Annotated in this window: 19 protein-coding genes; 9 read left to right on the plus strand and 10 right to left on the minus strand. The window is 71.6% G+C overall.

Annotated features, from left to right (window positions below):
* Nucleotides 1–2: 2 nt before the first annotated feature.
* Nucleotides 3–614 carry a DUF1349 domain-containing protein gene (locus ACWGO8_RS07570; protein WP_452042478.1) on the minus strand — a complete coding sequence of 204 codons (612 nt, stop codon included), beginning with the start codon at nucleotides 612–614 and terminating at the stop codon, nucleotides 3–5.
* A 39-nt stretch (nucleotides 615–653) separates the two neighbouring features.
* Between ACWGO8_RS07570 and ACWGO8_RS07575 the strand changes: the two genes are divergently transcribed.
* Nucleotides 654–1,322: an arsenate reductase ArsC gene (locus tag ACWGO8_RS07575; RefSeq protein ID WP_452042479.1), complete on the plus strand. Its 669-nt coding sequence runs from the start codon at nucleotides 654–656 to the stop codon at nucleotides 1,320–1,322.
* Nucleotides 1,323–1,355: 33 nt separating this feature from the next.
* Here ACWGO8_RS07575 and ACWGO8_RS07580 read toward each other — a convergent pair whose 3' ends face one another.
* Nucleotides 1,356–2,009 carry a hypothetical protein gene (locus tag ACWGO8_RS07580; RefSeq protein WP_452042480.1) on the minus strand — a complete coding sequence of 218 codons (654 nt, stop codon included), beginning with the start codon at nucleotides 2,007–2,009 and terminating at the stop codon, nucleotides 1,356–1,358.
* 120 nt (nucleotides 2,010–2,129) lie between these two features.
* On the opposite strand from ACWGO8_RS07580, the gene ACWGO8_RS07585 reads away from it, so the two are divergent.
* Nucleotides 2,130–2,690, plus strand: a complete 561-nt coding sequence (locus ACWGO8_RS07585) for a GIY-YIG nuclease family protein (protein ID WP_452042481.1) — start codon at nucleotides 2,130–2,132, stop codon at nucleotides 2,688–2,690.
* Between the two features lie 165 nt (nucleotides 2,691–2,855).
* Here ACWGO8_RS07585 and ACWGO8_RS07590 read toward each other — a convergent pair whose 3' ends face one another.
* Nucleotides 2,856–3,080 carry a hypothetical protein gene (locus tag ACWGO8_RS07590; protein ID WP_452042482.1) on the minus strand — a complete coding sequence of 75 codons (225 nt, stop codon included), beginning with the start codon at nucleotides 3,078–3,080 and terminating at the stop codon, nucleotides 2,856–2,858.
* Nucleotides 3,081–3,125: 45 nt separating this feature from the next.
* Here ACWGO8_RS07590 and ACWGO8_RS07595 point away from each other — a divergent pair, with 45 nt between their 5' ends.
* Nucleotides 3,126–3,662 (plus strand): MarR family winged helix-turn-helix transcriptional regulator, encoded by a 537-nt coding sequence (locus ACWGO8_RS07595; protein WP_452042483.1) that lies wholly within the window; start codon nucleotides 3,126–3,128, stop codon nucleotides 3,660–3,662.
* A gap of 24 nt (nucleotides 3,663–3,686) precedes the next feature.
* On the opposite strand, the gene ACWGO8_RS07600 is transcribed toward ACWGO8_RS07595, so the two are convergent.
* From ACWGO8_RS07600 to ACWGO8_RS07620, 5 genes are all read right to left on the minus strand, one after another.
* A complete protein-coding gene (locus tag ACWGO8_RS07600; RefSeq protein WP_452042484.1) occupies nucleotides 3,687–4,604 on the minus strand; it encodes an NAD(P)-dependent oxidoreductase in 918 nt (305 codons plus the stop codon).
* Between the two features lie 121 nt (nucleotides 4,605–4,725).
* Nucleotides 4,726–5,877, minus strand: coding sequence for an alcohol dehydrogenase catalytic domain-containing protein (locus ACWGO8_RS07605; RefSeq protein ID WP_452042485.1), 1,152 nt, complete (start codon nucleotides 5,875–5,877; stop codon nucleotides 4,726–4,728).
* A gap of 210 nt (nucleotides 5,878–6,087) precedes the next feature.
* Nucleotides 6,088–7,485 (minus strand): MFS transporter, encoded by a 1,398-nt coding sequence (locus ACWGO8_RS07610; protein WP_452042486.1) that lies wholly within the window; start codon nucleotides 7,483–7,485, stop codon nucleotides 6,088–6,090.
* A 285-nt stretch (nucleotides 7,486–7,770) separates the two neighbouring features.
* Nucleotides 7,771–8,577 carry a DNA/RNA non-specific endonuclease gene (locus ACWGO8_RS07615; RefSeq protein ID WP_452042487.1) on the minus strand — a complete coding sequence of 269 codons (807 nt, stop codon included), beginning with the start codon at nucleotides 8,575–8,577 and terminating at the stop codon, nucleotides 7,771–7,773.
* A gap of 116 nt (nucleotides 8,578–8,693) precedes the next feature.
* A complete protein-coding gene (locus tag ACWGO8_RS07620; protein ID WP_452042488.1) occupies nucleotides 8,694–9,572 on the minus strand; it encodes a DNA/RNA non-specific endonuclease in 879 nt (292 codons plus the stop codon).
* Between the two features lie 348 nt (nucleotides 9,573–9,920).
* Between ACWGO8_RS07620 and ACWGO8_RS07625 the strand changes: the two genes are divergently transcribed.
* The 5 genes from ACWGO8_RS07625 to ACWGO8_RS07645 all read left to right on the plus strand — a co-directional run bounded on the left by ACWGO8_RS07625 (nucleotide 9,921) and on the right by ACWGO8_RS07645 (nucleotide 13,445).
* On the plus strand, nucleotides 9,921–11,276 hold the full coding sequence (locus ACWGO8_RS07625; protein WP_452043530.1) for a pyridoxal phosphate-dependent decarboxylase family protein: 1,356 nt from the start codon (nucleotides 9,921–9,923) through the stop codon (nucleotides 11,274–11,276).
* 96 nt (nucleotides 11,277–11,372) lie between these two features.
* Nucleotides 11,373–11,687 carry an SDR family NAD(P)-dependent oxidoreductase gene (locus tag ACWGO8_RS07630; protein WP_452042489.1) on the plus strand — a complete coding sequence of 105 codons (315 nt, stop codon included), beginning with the start codon at nucleotides 11,373–11,375 and terminating at the stop codon, nucleotides 11,685–11,687.
* Nucleotides 11,684–12,235: an SDR family NAD(P)-dependent oxidoreductase gene (locus ACWGO8_RS07635; RefSeq protein WP_452042490.1), complete on the plus strand. Its 552-nt coding sequence runs from the start codon at nucleotides 11,684–11,686 to the stop codon at nucleotides 12,233–12,235. Before ACWGO8_RS07630 ends, ACWGO8_RS07635 begins: the two co-directional genes overlap by 4 nt.
* Nucleotides 12,236–12,642: 407 nt before the next feature.
* Nucleotides 12,643–12,978 carry an ArsR/SmtB family transcription factor gene (locus tag ACWGO8_RS07640; RefSeq protein ID WP_452042491.1) on the plus strand — a complete coding sequence of 112 codons (336 nt, stop codon included), beginning with the start codon at nucleotides 12,643–12,645 and terminating at the stop codon, nucleotides 12,976–12,978.
* Nucleotides 12,975–13,445 carry an SRPBCC family protein gene (locus tag ACWGO8_RS07645; RefSeq protein WP_452042492.1) on the plus strand — a complete coding sequence of 157 codons (471 nt, stop codon included), beginning with the start codon at nucleotides 12,975–12,977 and terminating at the stop codon, nucleotides 13,443–13,445. Before ACWGO8_RS07640 ends, ACWGO8_RS07645 begins: the two co-directional genes overlap by 4 nt.
* 6 nt (nucleotides 13,446–13,451) lie before the next feature.
* On the opposite strand, the gene ACWGO8_RS07650 is transcribed toward ACWGO8_RS07645, so the two are convergent.
* Nucleotides 13,452–14,432: an N-acetylglucosamine kinase gene (locus ACWGO8_RS07650; RefSeq protein WP_452042493.1), complete on the minus strand. Its 981-nt coding sequence runs from the start codon at nucleotides 14,430–14,432 to the stop codon at nucleotides 13,452–13,454.
* 88 nt (nucleotides 14,433–14,520) lie between these two features.
* On the opposite strand from ACWGO8_RS07650, the gene ACWGO8_RS07655 reads away from it, so the two are divergent.
* Nucleotides 14,521–14,964, plus strand: a complete 444-nt coding sequence (locus ACWGO8_RS07655; protein WP_452042494.1) for a DUF7144 family membrane protein — start codon at nucleotides 14,521–14,523, stop codon at nucleotides 14,962–14,964.
* Here the strand turns inward: ACWGO8_RS07655 and ACWGO8_RS07660 are convergent.
* Nucleotides 14,894–17,401 carry an HAD-IC family P-type ATPase gene (locus tag ACWGO8_RS07660; protein ID WP_452042495.1) on the minus strand — a complete coding sequence of 836 codons (2,508 nt, stop codon included), beginning with the start codon at nucleotides 17,399–17,401 and terminating at the stop codon, nucleotides 14,894–14,896. The genes ACWGO8_RS07655 and ACWGO8_RS07660 overlap by 71 nt on opposite strands.
* Between the last annotated feature and the right edge of the window lie 3 nt (nucleotides 17,402–17,404).

The following is a 17,404-nucleotide window of genomic DNA, read 5'->3' on the forward strand; positions in this document are numbered from 1 at the left end:
GATCATTCCAGGGGCGGGTCCTCGTGCAGCTCCTCGTCGGCGGGCGCGAGGACCCAGCTCGTGAACCGCACCTCGAGGTCGCCACGCATGGGCGCGCACACCATGGGCCCCGCGCATGCCGCGGCGGCCGGGAACGGCGCGACGCGCAGCGTGCGCCAGCCGCTCGATGCCGTGCGGGCGCGCAGCGTGATGTCGTCGCCGAGCTCGCCGCTCCGGCTCGCCCGGATCGTGACGAGCTGCCCGGCCCAGTCGGGTACGGGAGCCATCGACCAGTCGGACACCCCGTTCGTGACGACCGCGCCGAGGTGCAGCACTCCGTCGGAGACCTCGAGTCCGGCCTTGACCCACTGCTCGTCGCCGACCCAGAGCAGGAGGCCCGCCTGGTCGTAGAGTGCGGTGAGCGCCGACGCGTCGAAGGTCACCTCGACCGCGGCATCCGCCGGCCACTCGGCGAGCAGGCCATGGCCGTCGTCATGGATGAACCCGTAGTGGGTGGTGCGCCAGTAGTCGCTGCCCTCGGCAGCGCCGACCACCAGGGCGTCGCCCTCCTGCCGGGCCGACACGGGCTCCCGCGTCCACTCTCCGGCCGCCCACTCCACCCGTCGTCGCTCCATGGTCCAACGCTAGTGCGGCGAGCGCCTAGACTGCCTCCGATGAATCCGACCGCGGCCCACCCGGCAGGCCACGCGAAGCCGGCGGATGCCACCGAACACGCGTCGAGCGAGGTGCTCGCGCGCGCGGCATCCGACCTCGCCGACCGCTACGCGGGCGTGTTCTCGCCCGAGACCGTCGGACGCTACGTGCGCGAGAGCCATGACCTGCTCATCGGGCACTCACCGCTCACGAGGTTCGTGCCGTCGCGCACGGCGACGTTCGCCGCGATCCGGCTCGAGGCGCTCGCGAGCGAGGAGGTGCCGTCGCGCGACCGTCGTCCCCGGGTGCTGTTCGTCTGCGTGCAGAACTCCGGTCGTTCGCAGCTCGCGGCGGCGCTGCTCCGCCAGCTGACCGGCGACCGCGTTCGGGTGCGCAGCGCCGGGTCGCGGCCGGCGAACTCGGTGAGGTCGACGATCATCTCGGCGCTCGACGAGATCGGGCTGTCGCTGGGCGGTGAGTTCCCGAAGCCCCTCACCGACGAGGTCGTGCGCGCGTCCGACGTGGTGGTCACGATGGGCTGCGGCGACGCGTGCCCGGTGTACCCGGGGACCCGCTACCTCGACTGGGAGCTCGAGGACCCTGCCGGATTGCCGATCGAGCGCGTGCGCAAGATCCGTGGCGAGATCGAGCGACGCGTGCGCGGGCTGGTCCGCGAGCTCGCGTTGTAGCGCTGGCCGCCGACCGCCGACCGCCGACCGCTGTCAGCCCCAGGCGCCGAAGGCGTCGTCGAGCTCGTCGCGTTCCTCGCGCTTGCGGCGAGCCGCCTCGAGGTCGCGTGCGAGGTCGAGCGAGAGTCCCTCGAGGCGGTCGTCGCGCTCGCGCTCGTAGTCCTCGTCGACCTCGTAGCCCGTCCACTCGCGGGCGAGCCGCTGGTCGATGACCCCGGCGATCTCGTCCCACGCCTCGAGGCGGGCGCGCTCGGCGAAGGCGGCGAGGTAGGCGTCGTCGTTGCGGAGCTCGGTGAGCCGCTTCGCCACGGCGATGTTGATGCGCTCGCGCAGGCGGAGGTTCCAGGAATCAGCGCGGTGGTAGTCGTGCTGGTGCTCGGAGCGGCCCTCGCGCTGCGCAGCCGACTCGCGCTCGGCCGCCGACCACTCGGCGACCTGGTCGAGCTCGACGATGAGCTCGTGCAGCACCTCGCGCGCGGCCGCGGCGGCCCGGTCCGAGTCCCAGGGCTCCTCGCCCCGGAGCGCCTCGACGATGATGCGATTCTTCAGGGCCATGCGCCCCGCGGCCTCGGCGACGAGCAGTCCTTCGGTGAAGGACTCCTCGAACGTGAGCGGCTCGACCTCGGGCAGGGCCTTGCGGTCGAACGGCGCGAATCGCTTCCGCTTCCGCCGCTGCCAGAACCGCATCGTGCTGCCCTTCGCCTCCGAACCCCCACGCCCGCCCCGCCGGTCGGCGGTCGGGGAACGAGCCTATCGCGGCGGGGTGAACGCCCGTCGGGTGTCGGCGGTCGCGCGTAGCCTGCTCGCATGACGTGCGGGATCGTCCTCGCCGACGGGCGCGCGTGCGGCGAGCCCGTCGAGCCCCGCGCACCCCTCAACCTGTGCACCCGGCACCTGCTCGAGGCGCACGACTGGGTCGCCCGTGAGGTCGGGACGACCGACCTGCTCCCGTCGCCGTGCCTCGCGTGCGGCTCTCGCGTCGGCGTGCGCTATCCGTCGGGATGGGTCTGCGCCGAGTGCGAGTGGCGCGTCGGCGAGGTGCCCGACGACGAGCTCGATCGGCCGCGCGTCGAGGTGGTCTACTACATCCGCTACCGCGACCAGATCAAGATCGGCACGTCGGTCAACCCACGGCTGCGCCTCGCGAGCCTGCCCCACGACGAGGTGCTCGCGTTCGAGCGCGGCGGTCGTGCGGTCGAGCAGCGACGGCACGTGCAGTTCGCGGCGCACCGCTTCGCCGGCACCGAATGGTTCGCGGTGCACGACGCGCTGCTCGCCCACATCGCCGAGCTCGCGGCCGGCGTCGACGATCCGTGGCGCGAGTACGAGCGCTGGGTGCTGCGGCGGGTGGCGCTGCGCACGTCGTGAGGGCGGATGCCGCTGGTGCTGTCGCAGCCGCAGCCGCAGCCGCAGCCGCACTGCAGGAACGTTCGGACGAAACGCCGTTCGGGCCGCCGCTCACCCACGTGTGTCGGCGAGGTCTTCCTGCATTCGGGGTCGAGCAGGTCGACCGGCGGATGCCTCGAGCCGGCGTCACGGGCAGCGGAGCTGCGTCCGTTCGAACGAGCGGTCGATGACGTGCTCCGACATGGGTGCCCCGCAGATCGGGCAGGCCGCCGGACGCGCCGGGACGGGCTCCTCGTCGTACGGGCCGAGCGGCGGCGGCCCGATGTATGGAAGCAGCCGGGCGTTGAGGCGTTCGATGAAGCCCGCGTAGCCGCGCGAGCCCGAGCGGTCACCACGGGTGGGTCGTGTCATAATCATTAGTGTACTAACTATTCGCACACGATGCATACTGGAAGCATGGACGACCGAGCAGCGACGACGACGGGCGCACCCGCGACGCCGATCGAGGCGGCGAGCGACCGCGCGGCGACCGGCCCTGCCGGCGGCGGCGACGGCGCGGCATCCGATGACCTGCTCGCCCTCGAGAACCAGGTCTGCTTCGCCCTGGCGGTCGCCGCGCGAGGCGTGATCGGCGTGTACCGGCCGATCCTCGAGCCGCTCGGGCTCACGCACCCGCAGTACCTCGTGATGCTCGCGCTCTGGGGCCGCAGTCCGCGCACGCTGCGCGACCTCGGCGAGGCGCTGCAGCTCGAGCCGGCGACGCTCTCACCGTTGCTCAAGCGCCTCGAGGCGCAGGGCTACGTGACCCGAGAGCGCAGCGCCCGCGACGAGCGCGCGCTCGACGTCGCGCTGACGGATGCCGGGCGCGCCCTTCGCGAGCGGGCGCTCGGCATCCCGCCGCAGGTCGTCGACCGGCTCGGGATGAGCCTCGACGAGCTGGGCTCGCTCCGCGACCGCCTCACCGAGGTGATCGCCGCGGTGCAGCACGGCTGACCCGCGCCGACGCGCCGGCCGCGCTCACGCCTCGGGGTCGAACCCCTCGATGCGTCCTTCGGCGGAGGCGTACTTCACGATGAGGCTGCAGTCCTTGCCGCCGTACCCCTCGTCGATGAGCCGGTCGAACTGTTCGAGCGCGATGCGCGACGCCGGCAGGTGCAACCCGGCGACGTCCCCCGCGGCGACCGCGAACGAGAGGTCCTTCTGCGCGAGCACGGTCGTGAACGTGGCGTCGAAGTTGCGGTTGGCGGGACTCGTCGGCACGACACCCGGAACCGGATACCAGGTGCGCAGCGGCCACGAGTCACCCGACGACACCGACGCGACCCGGAGGAACGTCTCGGCGTCGAGTCCGAGCTCGGCCGCGAGCTGCGACCCCTCGGCGACGCCGAGCAGCGAGACGAAGAGCATGAGGTTGTTCGCGAGCTTCGCCGCGATCCCCATCGTGGGTCCGCCGACGCGGAAGACGTGCCCCGCCATCGGCTCGACGAGCCCGGCCGCCTCGGCGACGGCCGCCTCCTCGCCGCCGAGCATGAACGTGAGCGTGCCCGCATGAGCGCCCGCGATGCCGCCCGAGACGGGCGAGTCGACGAAACGGAAGCCGCGCGCGGCGGACTCGTCGTGCGACCACCGCGACGTCTCGACGTCGACGGTCGAGGTGTCGAGCAGCAGCGCCCTGGTCGGCGCCGCCTCCCATACGCCGCCGGCGCCGCCGAGCACCTCGCGCACGTGCTCGCCGCGAGGCAGCGACGTGAACACGGCGTCGGCGCCCTCCACCGCCTCGGCGATGGAGTCGACGACCTGCACGCCGCGCTCGGCCGCCGCGGACCGGCACGCCGGATCGGGATCGACGCCGCGCACGTCGTGCCCCGCGGCGACGAGGTTGCCCGACATCGGGCTTCCCATGTGCCCCAGACCGATCCAGGCGATCGTCGCCATGGCCCCTCCCGACTTCATCGACGCGGAGTGCGGCAGGTGTCGCACCACAGGGTGCCCGCGTTCCCCACGATACGTTCGCGGCATCCGCCGGGCAATGGATGCCGCGGGGCGCCGCCGACCTTCAGAACCGGATCACCTGGCGGATCGCCCGCCCCTCGGCGAGCATGTCCATCGCGTGGTCGATCTCGTCGAGCGCGATGTGCGACGAGATGAGCGCCTCGACCGGGAGCCGGCCCTCGCGCCAGAGCTCCGCATAGCGCGGAATGTCGCGCGACGGCACGGCCGACCCGAGGTAGCTCCCGACGATGGTGCGCGCCTCGGCGGTGATCGTCAGCGGCGAGACCTGCGCGAGCGCGGTCGGCGAGGGCAGGCCGACGGTCACGGTTCGCCCGCCCGGCGCGGTCAGCGCGAACGCCGTCTCGAAGGCCCGCGGATGCCCCGCCGCCTCCACCACGAGCGGCGCGCGCAGCCCGGCCGCGACCGCCTCGTCGGGCGTCATCGCAGCGGTCGCGCCGAGTTCGCGCGCGCGGTCGAGCTTCGCCGGGACGGCGTCCACGCCGATCACGCGCCCGTGACGCAGCGACACCGCGGTGATGAGCGACGCCATGCCGACGCCGCCGAGGCCGACGATCACCACGTCCTGCCCGGGCTGCACCGCGCCGGCGTTCACGACCGCCCCGCCGCCGGTGAGCACCGCGCAGCCGAGGACCGCCGCGACATCCGCCGGCACATCTCGCCCGACGACGACGACCGACCGACGGTCGACCACCGCGTGCGTCGCGAAACCCGAGACGCCGAGGTGGTGGTGCACGGGCTCGCCGTCGCGGTGCAGTCGGATCCCGCCGTCGAACAGCGTCCCCGCCGCGTTCGCCGCAGTGCCCGGCACGCACGGCATGACGCCGCCGGTGCGGCATCCGTCGCAGTCGCCGCAGCGCGGCAGGAACGCGGTGACCACCCGGTCGCCGACCGCGAAGCCGGCAGCGGATGCCGCGGCGCCGACCTCCTCGACGATGCCCGCGGCCTCGTGGCCGAGCAGCATCGGCACCGGGCGCGGCCGGCTGCCGTCGACCACCGAGAGGTCGGAGTGGCAGACGCCCGCCGCCTCGATGCGCACGAGCAGCTCGTCGGGTCCCGGCGCGTCGAGCTGCAGCTGGGAGACGGTGATCGGCATCGAGGCGGCGTACGGGCGCTCGCGCCCGAGCTCCTCGAGCACGGCGCCGGTGATCGTGCGGGTGCTCGTGCGGGTCGCCGCGGTGGTCGCGGGTTCGGTCATGGTGACTCCTGAATCGAAGGACACGGCGTGCGGCGTGCGCCGAAGGACGCGAGTGGGCGATCCTGGCGAATCTGATCGCCGGTGACGCGCCAACATCGCCCACTCGCGGGAGGGAGGAAGCGTGCTGCCGCGTCGCGCCGACGCAGGCGCACGGATGCCGCGGCACGATCGGCTCCGGAGAGCCGGCCGCCCGCGGCATCCGCTGGGCCCTTACGCCTCGACCCGCTCGGCGAGCTTCTCGCGGTCGGCCGCGTCGATCGAGCGGAGCGAGATGCCCACCGTCTCGCGAAGCGCGATGACCGCGACGAGCGTCACGGCTGCGGCGAGCGCGAGGTAGATCGCCACGGGCACCCACGAGCCGTACGTCGAGAGCAGCAGGGTCGCGATGATCGGCGCGAGCGAGCCCGCGATGATCGAGGTGACCTGGTAGCCGAGCGAGACGCCCGAGTAGCGCATGCGCGTCGGGAACATCTCGGCCATGATCGCGGGCTGGCCGGCGTACATGAGCGCGTGGATCATGAGGCCGAGGATGAGCACGCCGACGATGAGCCAGTCGTTCTCGGTGTCGAACAGCGGGAAGGCGATGAAGCCCCAGACCGCGGCGAGCACGGCGCCGGCCGCGTAGACCGGCTTGCGGCCGAGCTTGTCGCTGAATCGCCCGACGACCGGGATCACGGCGAAGTGCACGACGTGGGCGAACAGGATGAGGGTGAGGATCGTCGACGTGTCCATGCCGAGGTGGGCCGACATGTAGGTGATCGAGAATGTCACGACGAGGTAGTACATGATGTTCTCGCCGAAACGGAGGCCCATGGCGGTGAAGACGCCGCGCGGGTAGCGCTTGAGCACCTCGAGCACGCCGTAGCGGGTGCGCTTGTCCTGCTCGGCCTCGGCCTGCGCCTCGAGGAAGATCGGCGCGTCGGTGACCTTGGTGCGGATGTAGTAGCCGACCGCGACGATCACGACCGAGAGCCAGAACGCGACGCGCCAGCCCCAGCTGAGGAACGCCTCGTCCGAGAGCGTCCACGAGAGCACGAGCAGCACGACGGTGGCGATGAGGTTGCCCGCGGGCACGGCGGCCTGCGGCCAGCTCGCCCAGAAGCCGCGCTGCTTGTCGGGCGAGTGCTCGGCGACGAGGAGCACTGCGCCGCCCCACTCGCCGCCGACCGCGAAGCCCTGGAAGAAGCGGAGCACCACGAGCAGGATCGGCGCGGCATAGCCGATCGCGTCGAACGTCGGCAGGCAGCCCATCAGGAACGTCGAGACACCGACGAGGATGATCGCGAGCTGGAGCAGGCGCTTGCGGCCGTACTTGTCGCCGAAGTGGCCGAACACGATGCCGCCGAGCGGTCGGGCGATGAAGCCGACGGCGTAGGTGAGGAACGCCTTGATGATGTTGTCGAGCGGGTTCTCGCTCGGCGGGAAGAAGATCACGTTGAAGACGAGCGTGGCGGCGGTGGCGTAGAGGAAGAACTCGTACCACTCGACGATCGTGCCCGCCATCGAGGCCGCGACGACCTTGCGCAGGCCGCTGGGTGCTCGGGAACCGGATGCCGCGGACGGCGGGGATTGCTGGGACGTGCCCTGGGTCGAATTGCCGACGGCCATGGTCGACTACCTCCTTGTAGTTGGCGACGCGGATAGGGGGACGCGCTGCAGGCGATTCTCACCATGTGCACGGGTGAGCGGCAATCGCGTATCCCGCACAGCGGGTGTGCATTCCTGCACACTGGCCGGACCCGACGGGCAGCTCGGATCAGCCCGTCACGCCATGCCCTCCGCCGTCTGCTCGAGGTCGCTCTTGGGCCGATCGCGCTGGGTCGCGATCATCCGTGTCGTGGTCGGGTCGGGTCACCAGTCGACGATACGCCGAGCGCCCGGCGGCCCCGACGCTTACAACAGGATCTCGTCGAGCGCCTCGACCTGCCGCCAGCCGGCCGCCGCCACGGTCGTGGGCATCCGGTCGGCGGCGACGAGCTCGGGCATGGCGAGCCGGGTGAGCGCGGCGATGTCGGCGATCGGCACCTGGAACGTGCGGAACGGCCCGAGCGGCGGCGCCTCGCCGGGCACGGCCTCGCGGAGCTCGGACGTCTCGACGAGCGGCGCCTGGTCGACCACGAACCCGACCGCGGCGAGGGTGTCGTCGACGCCGGTGTTCCACGCCGCGATCTTCCAGAATCGCAACGGCACTCGGATGCCGCGATACGGCGGATCGCCGGCCGCGAGCACCGGCCCCGTGAACACGCTCAGTCGCAGCCGGTGCGCCCGCGCGTGCTCGAGCACGTGGTCCTCGAGTCCGAGCCACAGCTCCTTCGACTGGTTGAAGCCCGACGCCTGCGGGGCGGCGTTCGTGTAGCGGAACGTGTCGGCGTTGGCGCGGGCCGCGACGTCGGGCTGGCCCCACACCGGATCGCGACGGCGCACGAGATGGCCGCGATCGAGGTCGTTGTCGGCGTAGATCGCGGGGCCGGCCTGCCAGTCGATCGGGATCCGGTCGTCGAACCGCCAGCGGTCACCTCGCTCGAGCTCGACGAGCTCGGCGCCGTCGACGTTGACGCCCGTCACCCGCGCGAGCCGCCGCACGGTGTCGAGCACCACGGTGAAGTGCACGTAGTCGAGCTCGACGGCGGTCGCGGCATCCGCCTCGTCGACCCGCGGCATCGCCGCGACCACCCCCAGGAAGCGCGCGTCGAAGCCCATGCGTCAACTCGACCACGAACCGCCGACACCTCGACGGAGAACCGCCGACACCCGACCCGGTCCCCCCGGTCGGGTCGGATGTCGGCGGTCGGCCGGTGCCCTGAGACCCGGTGCCCTCAGACGAGGATGTCCGCGGGCGACTCGATGGCGCGCCAGCCCTCGACCCCGCGCGGCAGGTGCTCGGCGGCCACGAGGTCGGGCATGCTGAGCCCGGTCAGCGCGACGATGTCGGCGATGCGCACCTGGAACGTGCGGAACGGCCCGAGGGGCGGCACTGCACCGAGCTCGCGCGGCAGCTTGTCGACGTCGACCAGCGGCGACTGGTCGACGACGAACCCGGTCGTGGCGAGGCCGGTGCCGTCGTGCCAGGCGGCGACCTTCCAGAACCGCAGCGGGATCCGGATGCCGCGATAGGGCGGATCGTCGTCGGCGAGCACGGGGCCCGTGAACACGCTGAGCTTCAGCTCGTTGACGCGCGCATGCTCGAGGACGTGGTCCTCGAGGCCGAGCCACAGCTCGCGCGACTGGTTGAACCCCGACGCCTGCGGCGCCGCATTCGTGAACGAGAACGTGTCGGTGTTCGCGCGCGCCGCCTCGTCGGGCTCGCCCCAGACCGGGTCGTTGCGGCGCACGAGGTGCCCGCGGTCGAGGTCGTTGTCGGCGTAGACCTCGGGCCCGGCCTGCAGCTCCTCGGGCACGCGGTCGTCGAACACCCAGCGGTCGTCGCGCGGCACCTGCACGAGCCGGGCGCCGTCGATGTTGACACCCGTCACGCCCGCGAATCGGCGCGTCGTGTCGAGCATCACCGTGAAGTGCTCGTAGACGAGCTCGACGGATGCCGCGGCCTGCGGGTCGGGCATGGTCGGCATCGGCGCCGGCACGCCCAGGAATCCGGGGTCGAAGCCGGCGGACTCCTCCGTCGCGGCGTCGGGCGGGACGTCCGGTGCTCCGGTCACGTCCGCGAGGGACTGCGGCGAGCGCTCGTCGATGTCCATGATGTTCCTCCGTGCTCCGGGCCGCAGTGGGCCCACGACTCTGAGGGTTCCTCAGCACAGGTCTACGCCCCTCGAGCGAAACCGGCATCAGGGGTTGCACGGAATCCGGGCTCGGGGACGCCGGCCGGGCGGTCTGCAGGGCCTCGCGCGGAATCGCCACGGATGCCGCGGTTCGTTGCGCCGACCGGGCCTCGTTCGCCCGTTCCCTGCGCCCCGCGCAGCGATCGCTCGTGAATTTTGCGGACGCGTCCGCGTGTGTCACGCTGCTGGCTGCCCCCAGAACCCCACCCGCTCCGAGCGAGAGGATGCCGCGTGCACGCCGAGCCCCTGACGTCGAACCCGACCCGCATGCACGAGGTCTCGAGCGAGACGACCCGACTCGTCGACCTCGTGCTCGACTACTCGCGCCGCCGCATGCTCTCGAGCGAGACCCCGCTCGACAAGCCGAGCACCCAGTCGGAACTGGCGCGCCTCGCCGGACGCACGATCGACGAGCGCGGCATCGGCGCGACCCGCGCCCTCTCGCTCTTCGAGCACGTGCTCGCGCCCGCCTGCATCACGACCGACCACCCGCAGTACCTCTCGTTCATCCCGACCGCGCCCACCAAGGCCGCGATCGCGTTCGACCTCGTCGTGTCGGCGAGCGCCCTCTACGGCGGCTCGTGGCTCGAGGGCGCCGGCGCCGTCTACGCCGAGAACGAGGTGCTCGCCTGGCTCGCGAGCGAGTTCGGCCTGCCCGCCACCGCCGGCGGCGTGTTCGTGCAGGGCGGCACGCTCGGCAACCTCTCAGCACTCGTCGCGGCCCGCGACCACGCCCGGTCGACGCTGGCAGAGGCCGGCACGGATGCCCCGGGCCGCTGGAAGATCGTGTGCAGCGCCGAGGCGCACTCCTCGATCGCGTCCGCGGCGCGCGTCATGGACGTGGACGTCGTGCCCGTGGCCCCCGGGGAGGACGGCATGCTGCGGGGCGACGCCGTGCGTGCCGCGCTCGAGGAGCACGGGGCATCCGTGTTCGCCGTCGTGGCCACCGCCGGATCGACGAACTTCGGCATCGTCGACGACCTCGCCTCGATCTCGGCGCTCAAGGACGAGCACGACTTCTGGCTGCACGTCGACGGCGCCTACGGCCTGGCCGCGATGCTCTCCCCGCTCGCGCGCGACCGGTTCGCGGGCGTCGAGCGCGCCGACTCGGTGATCGTCGATCCGCACAAGTGGCTGTTCGCGCCGTTCGACGCATGCGCGCTCATCTACCGCGACCCCGAGACCGGCCGCCGCGCACACACGCAGCACGCCGAGTACCTCGACACCCTCACCGAGACGAGCGAGTGGAGCCCATCGGACTACGCCGCGCACCTCACGCGCCGGCCCCGCGGACTCCCGCTGTGGTTCTCGCTCGCGACGCACGGCGCGGCGGCCTACCGCGAGGCGATCACGAACTCGATCCGGCTCGCCCGCGACATCGCCGACGAGATCTCGTCGCGCGAGGGCTTCCGCCTCGTGCGCGACCCGCAGCTCTCGGTCGTCGTGTTCGAGCGCGACGGCTGGACCAAGGCCGACTACGACCGCTGGTCGGCCCGCCTGCTCGACGAGCAGCGCGCCTTCGTCACTCCGAGCTCGCACGCGGGCCGCACGAACACGCGCTTCGCGATCGTGAACCCGACCACGACGTTCGAGCAGCTGGTGGCGATCCTCGACACGATGTGACTTGCATCGCCTCCGATCGGCGAGGAGCCTTGAGGGAGGAAGGTCGGAGTCGCCCGGGCGGGCGTCACCAGAGACGCCGCCGGGCCTCGGAACCAGATGAGCGAGCAACGGCCCCTCGCCGGGCGGAACGTCCTCGTCACCGGAGGCACCGGGGGCATCGGGAAAGCTGCAGCGGCCGGACTCGCCGCCCTCGGGGCGCGCGTGGGCATCGTCGGCCGGGACGGCGCGCGGTTGGCCGCCGCCGCCGGGGAACTCCGGCGCCGATCGGGCCACGACGCGATCGACGTCTTCGAGGCCGACCTCTCATCGCAGGCGCACGTGCGCCGGGTCGCCGACGAGGTGCGGGAGCGATACCCGCGACTCGACGTGCTGGTCAACAACGTCGGCGGGTTCTGGGCGCACCGCCAGTGACCGCGGATGGGCTCGAGCTGACGTTCGCGCTCAACCATCTCGCGCCGTTCCTGCTGACGAGCCTCCTCGTCGAACGGATGCGGGAGCAGGAGCACGCGCGGATCGTCACCGTCACCTCGAGCGCGGAGGCGCTCGGCACGATCGACTTCGACGACCTCCAGGGGAGCCGCAAGTACTCGGGCCAACGGGCCTACAACCAGTCGAAGCTCGCCGACGTCCTGTTCACCTTCGAGCTGGCGTGCCGCCTGCGTGGGACGGGGGTCAGCGTGAACGCAGTGCACCCGGGTGTCACCCGCACCGCCTTCGGCGCGGAGGACCAGATGCGGTTCTTCGAGGCGACGGGAGGCCTCGCGCGACCGTTCATGCGCTCCCCCGAACGTGGCGCGGACACAGTCGTCTGGGCGGCCTCGTCACCCGAGCTCGACGGCGTCACCGGTGGGTACTTCCACGATCGCCGACCGAAGCGGCCGTCCAAGCGCTCGCTCGACGAGGCGACGGCGAAGCGCCTCTGGCAGGTCAGCGAGGAGTTGACCGGCGCCTCCTGGTGAGGCGCCTCTCATGGCGACGCGCGTTCGCCAACCCGATCCCTGCGTGCCTGTGCCGCGTGTCGGCACCCGCAGGGACCTTCCCTCCGCAGAACCGAGCGATTTGTCGATCTGTCGCCGCGTCGATCAGGAGACAAATCAACTCGGCGACAGATCCACTCGTCGACAAATCGACGTGTTGTCGAATCAACCGGCCGAGACGAAGCGACTCGGAGACAAATCGACTCGGAGAAGAATCGACTTGTAGACAAATCGACTTGTAGACAAATCGACTTGTAGACGAGTCGACGTGTCGACGAATCGACCGGTTCTGCGGGAGGAAACCCCCTTCAATCGACCGAGGCTCCCAGCACGAAGGTCGCCGAGTGCTGACATTGAACTTTCCGGTTCAGTGTTCTACACTGAACCACATGGTTCGGCAACAGGCACTCGATCGGGCGTTCGCCGCCCTCGCCGACGAGACGCGGCGGAACATCCTGACCCGCCTCGGCGACGGCCCGGCGACGATCACCGAGCTGGCCGAGCCGGCGGGTATGACGCTCACCGGCATCCGCAAGCACGTCGACGTACTCGAGGCCGCCGGCCTCGTCACCACCGAGAAGGTCGGCCGCGTGCGGCAGGTCCAGCTCGGCACCGAACGCTTGGACGACGCCATGGCATGGATCAGCTTCTACCAGCGACTCTGGGAGCGCCGCCTCGACGGCCTCCAGGTCTACTTCACCCTCAGGAAGGGAACGGAATCATGAGCGACATCGACACGAGCGAGACCATCGGGCTCCGCCTGACTCGCGAGCTCCCGGCCACGCCCGAGGAGGTCTTCGACGCCTACACCGACGCCGAGCAGCAGAAGATCTGGTTCTCGATCCTCGACGAGGAGCCGGGCATCGTCGAGATCGAGGTCGACCTCCGCGTCGGCGGCAAGCAGGTCGCGGTGTGGGGGCCGAACCGCGACACCCTGTTCCGCGAGGAGCAGGTCTTCCTCGAGATCGACCGCCCGCACCGGCTCGTCACCGAGTCGTCTGGCAGCGACCCGAGCGGGCAGACCATGACCACGCACGTCGTCGTCACGTTCGAGGCGATCGAGTCGGGCACGCTCGTCACGGTCGAGCAGACCGGCTTCCCGACGCCCGAGGTGCGCGACTTCTTCTCGACCATGGTGTGGATCGGCGCGTTCGATCGCATCGAGGCGTTCCTGGTTCGCTCCGCTCGTTGAGGAGCGTCAACCCGCGGATGACGCCGTCGCGATGTGCACGGCCAGGGCGCTCGTCGGGTCCACCCCGGCGAGCGCGGCCGCGCCGTCGAGCGGGTGCGCCTCGCCGATGCGCACGTCGGCCGTCGGCACCTGCTCGAGCACCGCGGCCGTGAAGGCGCGGGCGAGCACGGTGCCTCCGAACACCCCGCCGATCCCCCGCACGCATGGCGCCGCGGCATCCGCCTCGCCCACGCGTCGAAGGCCGGCGACCACGGATGCCGCGAGCTCGCGCCCCGCCGCCTCGACGATCGCCGCGGCGACCGCATCGGTCTCGGCAAGATCTGCGACCGGGCGCGCGTACGTCGCGATCCGCCCGACCCGCTCGGGATCGGACTGCAGGTCGATGTACGCCCGCTCGAGGTCGGGGAAGTCCGCGGCGACGACGGCCGTGAGGGCGGTGGGCTCCCCGCGTCCGTCGTACGCGCGCATGACCGCGTCGAGCGCGGCGCGTCCGAGCCAGTAGCCGCTGCCCGCGTCGCCGATCAGGTAGCCCCAGCCGTCGACGCGCGCGACCTCGTCGGCGCCCACCGCGAGGGTCACGACGCCCGTGCCCGACGCCACCACGGCACCGCGCTCGTCGCCGAGCGCGCCGAGATAGGCGGTGATCGAGTCGTGCGCGAGGTGCACGCTGCGCACGCCGAACGCCGCGGCGGCGGCCAACAGGTAGCCCGCGTCGGCGACGTCGTCGGTGAGGCCCGAGACGCCCAGCCCGACGGTGGTCGCGGCGCGATCCTGCTCGAGCGACTGCTCGATCACGCGCGCGAGCTGCGGCAGCAGCGGCAGGTCGGTGCGGATGCCGGGTCCCGCCCACTCGCTCGCGCCCGCGGCATCCGCGTGGCGCACCTTGATGCCCGACTGCCCCGCATCGATCGCCAGCGAGCCGCCGGCTTGCACGCCGCCCCCGCCGCGTCCGCCGGGCGCACCGGCGCCATCCGTTCCCGTGAGCATGGCGTCATGCTATCGGCGGGGCTGCCCGAGCGCGGGCCGTCGCTCGTATGCTGGTCCCGAAACGCAGGCGGCGCCGGGAGGGGGCGACATGCGCGACGAGGACGGCATCGAGCGACCGCGTCCGCCGAAGCGCGTCATCGTCGTCGTGGTGCTCACCTACATCGCGGGCATCCTCGACATCATCGCCGGGGTCCTGCTGATCCTGCTGCGCTACGACGACGTCGTGCAGGCCGGCGGCGAGGCCTATTGGATCACGCTGTGGGGCGCCGCGATGATCCTGCTCGGGCTGCTCACGATCGCGATGGCGTCGGGCCTCACGCGCGGCCGGAACTCGGCGCGCATCTTCGTGACCGTGCTGCTGTCGATCTCGCTGGTGCTCTCCGTCGTCGACGTCGTCGTGAGCCCCACGGATGTCTCGAGCTGGTGGTCGCTGGGCATCGGCGGGCTGCTCTCGGCCCTCGTCATCCTCGCGCTGTGGGCGGGGCGGTCGGCGGAGTTCTTCCGCCGCTCGCGCGCGCTTCCTGCTGCTTGATCGCCGCGACCAGGGCCGGCGCCGACACGTACTCCATACGCGCGACCGCCCTGCGGTGCACGAACCGCACGACCTCGATGCCGAGGATGGCGATGCCGGACGACGCGATCACGAGCAGCGCCGTGGTGAGCGACGGGTCGTCGAACTGCAGGAAGTCGTTGATGAACGGGATCGCGTAGACGAGCACGAGGCCGATCATCATCGCGCCGATGATGAGGATCTTCCAGCCGTCGATCGGTCTCGACAGCACGATGAGCACCCAGAGGCCGACGATCGCGAGGATGAGCGTCGAGCCGGTGCGCAGCTCGGTGACGGGAATGCCCGCGTCGGTCGCCATCTGGCTGTAGAGCGCGAGCGTGAGGGCGATGACCGCCCCCGCGGGCAGCGCGAAGCTCAGCGATCGGCGGAGGAAGCCCGGGATGTACCGGCGCTTGTTCGGCATGAGGGCGAGGAAGAAGGCCGGGATGCCGATCGTGAGCCCGTCGACGACCGAGAGCTGCCGTGGCAGGAACGGGAAGGGCAGCAGCATCACGCCGAAGAGCAGCGCCAGCCCCGTGGCGTACGCGGTCTTGGTGAGGAACAGCATCGAGACGCGCTCGATGTTCGCGATGACCTGACGGCCCTCGGCGACGACGCCGGGCAACCGTGAGAACCGCCCGTCGAGCAGCACGAGCCGGGCGACGGCCTTCGTCGCAGCTGATCCCGACTCCATCGCGATGCCGATGTCGGCCTCCTTGATGGCGAGCGCGTCGTTCACGCCGTCGCCGGTCATCGCCACCGTGTGGCCGCGCTGCTGCAGCGCCAGCACGATGTCCTTCTTCTGCGACGGGGTGACCCGGCCGAACACGTTGTGCAGCTCGAGCACCTCGCCGAGCTCGTCGAGGTCGGCCGGGAGGTCGCGCGCGTCGTAGCCCTGCGGTGCGTCGACGCCGACCTCGCGGGCGATGGCGGCGACGGTCTGCGGGTTGTCGCCCGAGATGATCCGCACGGCGACGCCCTGCTCGGCGAAGAACTCGAGCGTCTCCTTCGCGTCGGGTCGCACCGACTCGCGGAAGGTCAGCAGGGTCACGGGCGTCAACGCGCCGGGCAGTCGCTCCGCGTCGGCACGCTCGTCGGTGAGCTCCTCGTCGCTGTGCGCGAGCACGAGCGTGCGCCGGCCGGTGGCGGCGAGCTCGGCGGCCCGATTGCGCAGGTCGGTGCGGCTCGCGGCATCCGTGCCGGCGTCGTCACCGGATGCCGCGAACACCATCTCCGGCCCGCCGAGCACCCAGGTGCCCCGGCCGGGGAACCCGACCGCGCTCCACTTGCGCGCCGACGAGAAGGCGATGCGGGCGCCCGGATCGAGCACGCGCTGCACCGGATACGGCTCGACCAGGCACCGTGCGGTGGCATTCGCCTCGGGCTCGGCGCCGTACCAGGCGAGCACGTCGGTCCAGCCATCGGGTGGCGCCGCGGCGAGCGGGTGCGACGCGTCGAACACGATGTCGCCCTCGGTGAGGGTGCCCGTCTTGTCGAGGCAGATGAGGTCGACCCGCGCGAGCCCCTCGACGGCGGGCAGCTCCTGCACGAGCACCTTGCGGTTCGCGAGCTTCACGGCGCCGACGGCGAACGCGATGCTCGTCATGAGCACGAGGCCGAGCGGCACCATCGCGACGATCGCCGCGATCGTGCTCACCGCGGCATCCTGCCAGCCGCCCTGCTCGATCGCCTCGACCCAGCCGCCCGCCACGATCATCTGGGCGTTGAGCACGAGCAGGAAGACCGGCCCGATGATCCACGCGACCCAGCGCAGCACCTTGTTGATCGAGTTGCGCAGCTCGGATGCCACGAGTGAGAACTGCTTGGCCTCGCTCGAGAGCTTGTTCGCGAACGAATCGGCGCCGACCTTGTCGACGACCGCGGTGCCCCCGCCGCCGATCACGATCGAGCCCGAGAGCACGGCGTCGCCGGGCTGCTTGTCGACGGCGTCGGACTCACCCGTGAGCATGGACTCGTCGAGCTGCAGGCGCTCCGAGGTCGCCACCGCGGCATCCGCGGGCACCTGGTCGCCGGCACGCAGCACCACGAGGTCGCCGAGCACGACATCGGCGATCGCGACCTCGGCCTCGCCGCCGTCGCGCACGACCCGCGCGCTCGGCGCGTGCAGCAGCGCGAGCTTGTCGAGCGAGCGCTTGGCGCGGAACTCCTGCACAGATCCGATGATCGTGTTCGCGATGGCGCTGAAGCCGAAGAGCGCGTCCTGCCAGCGGCCGATGAGCAGCAGCACGAGGAAGCACGCGAACACGATGCCGTTGAAGAGCGTGAACACGTTCGCGCGGATGATGCTCCACGCGCTGCGGCTCGTCGGGCTCTCGAACGCGTTGGTCTCGCCGCGCGCGATGCGCTCCGCGACCTTCGCGGAACTCAGGCCCGTTGCACTCGCGACGATCGCCCCCACGCA

It is taken from the genome of Agromyces sp. NPDC055661 (genome assembly GCF_053618135.1).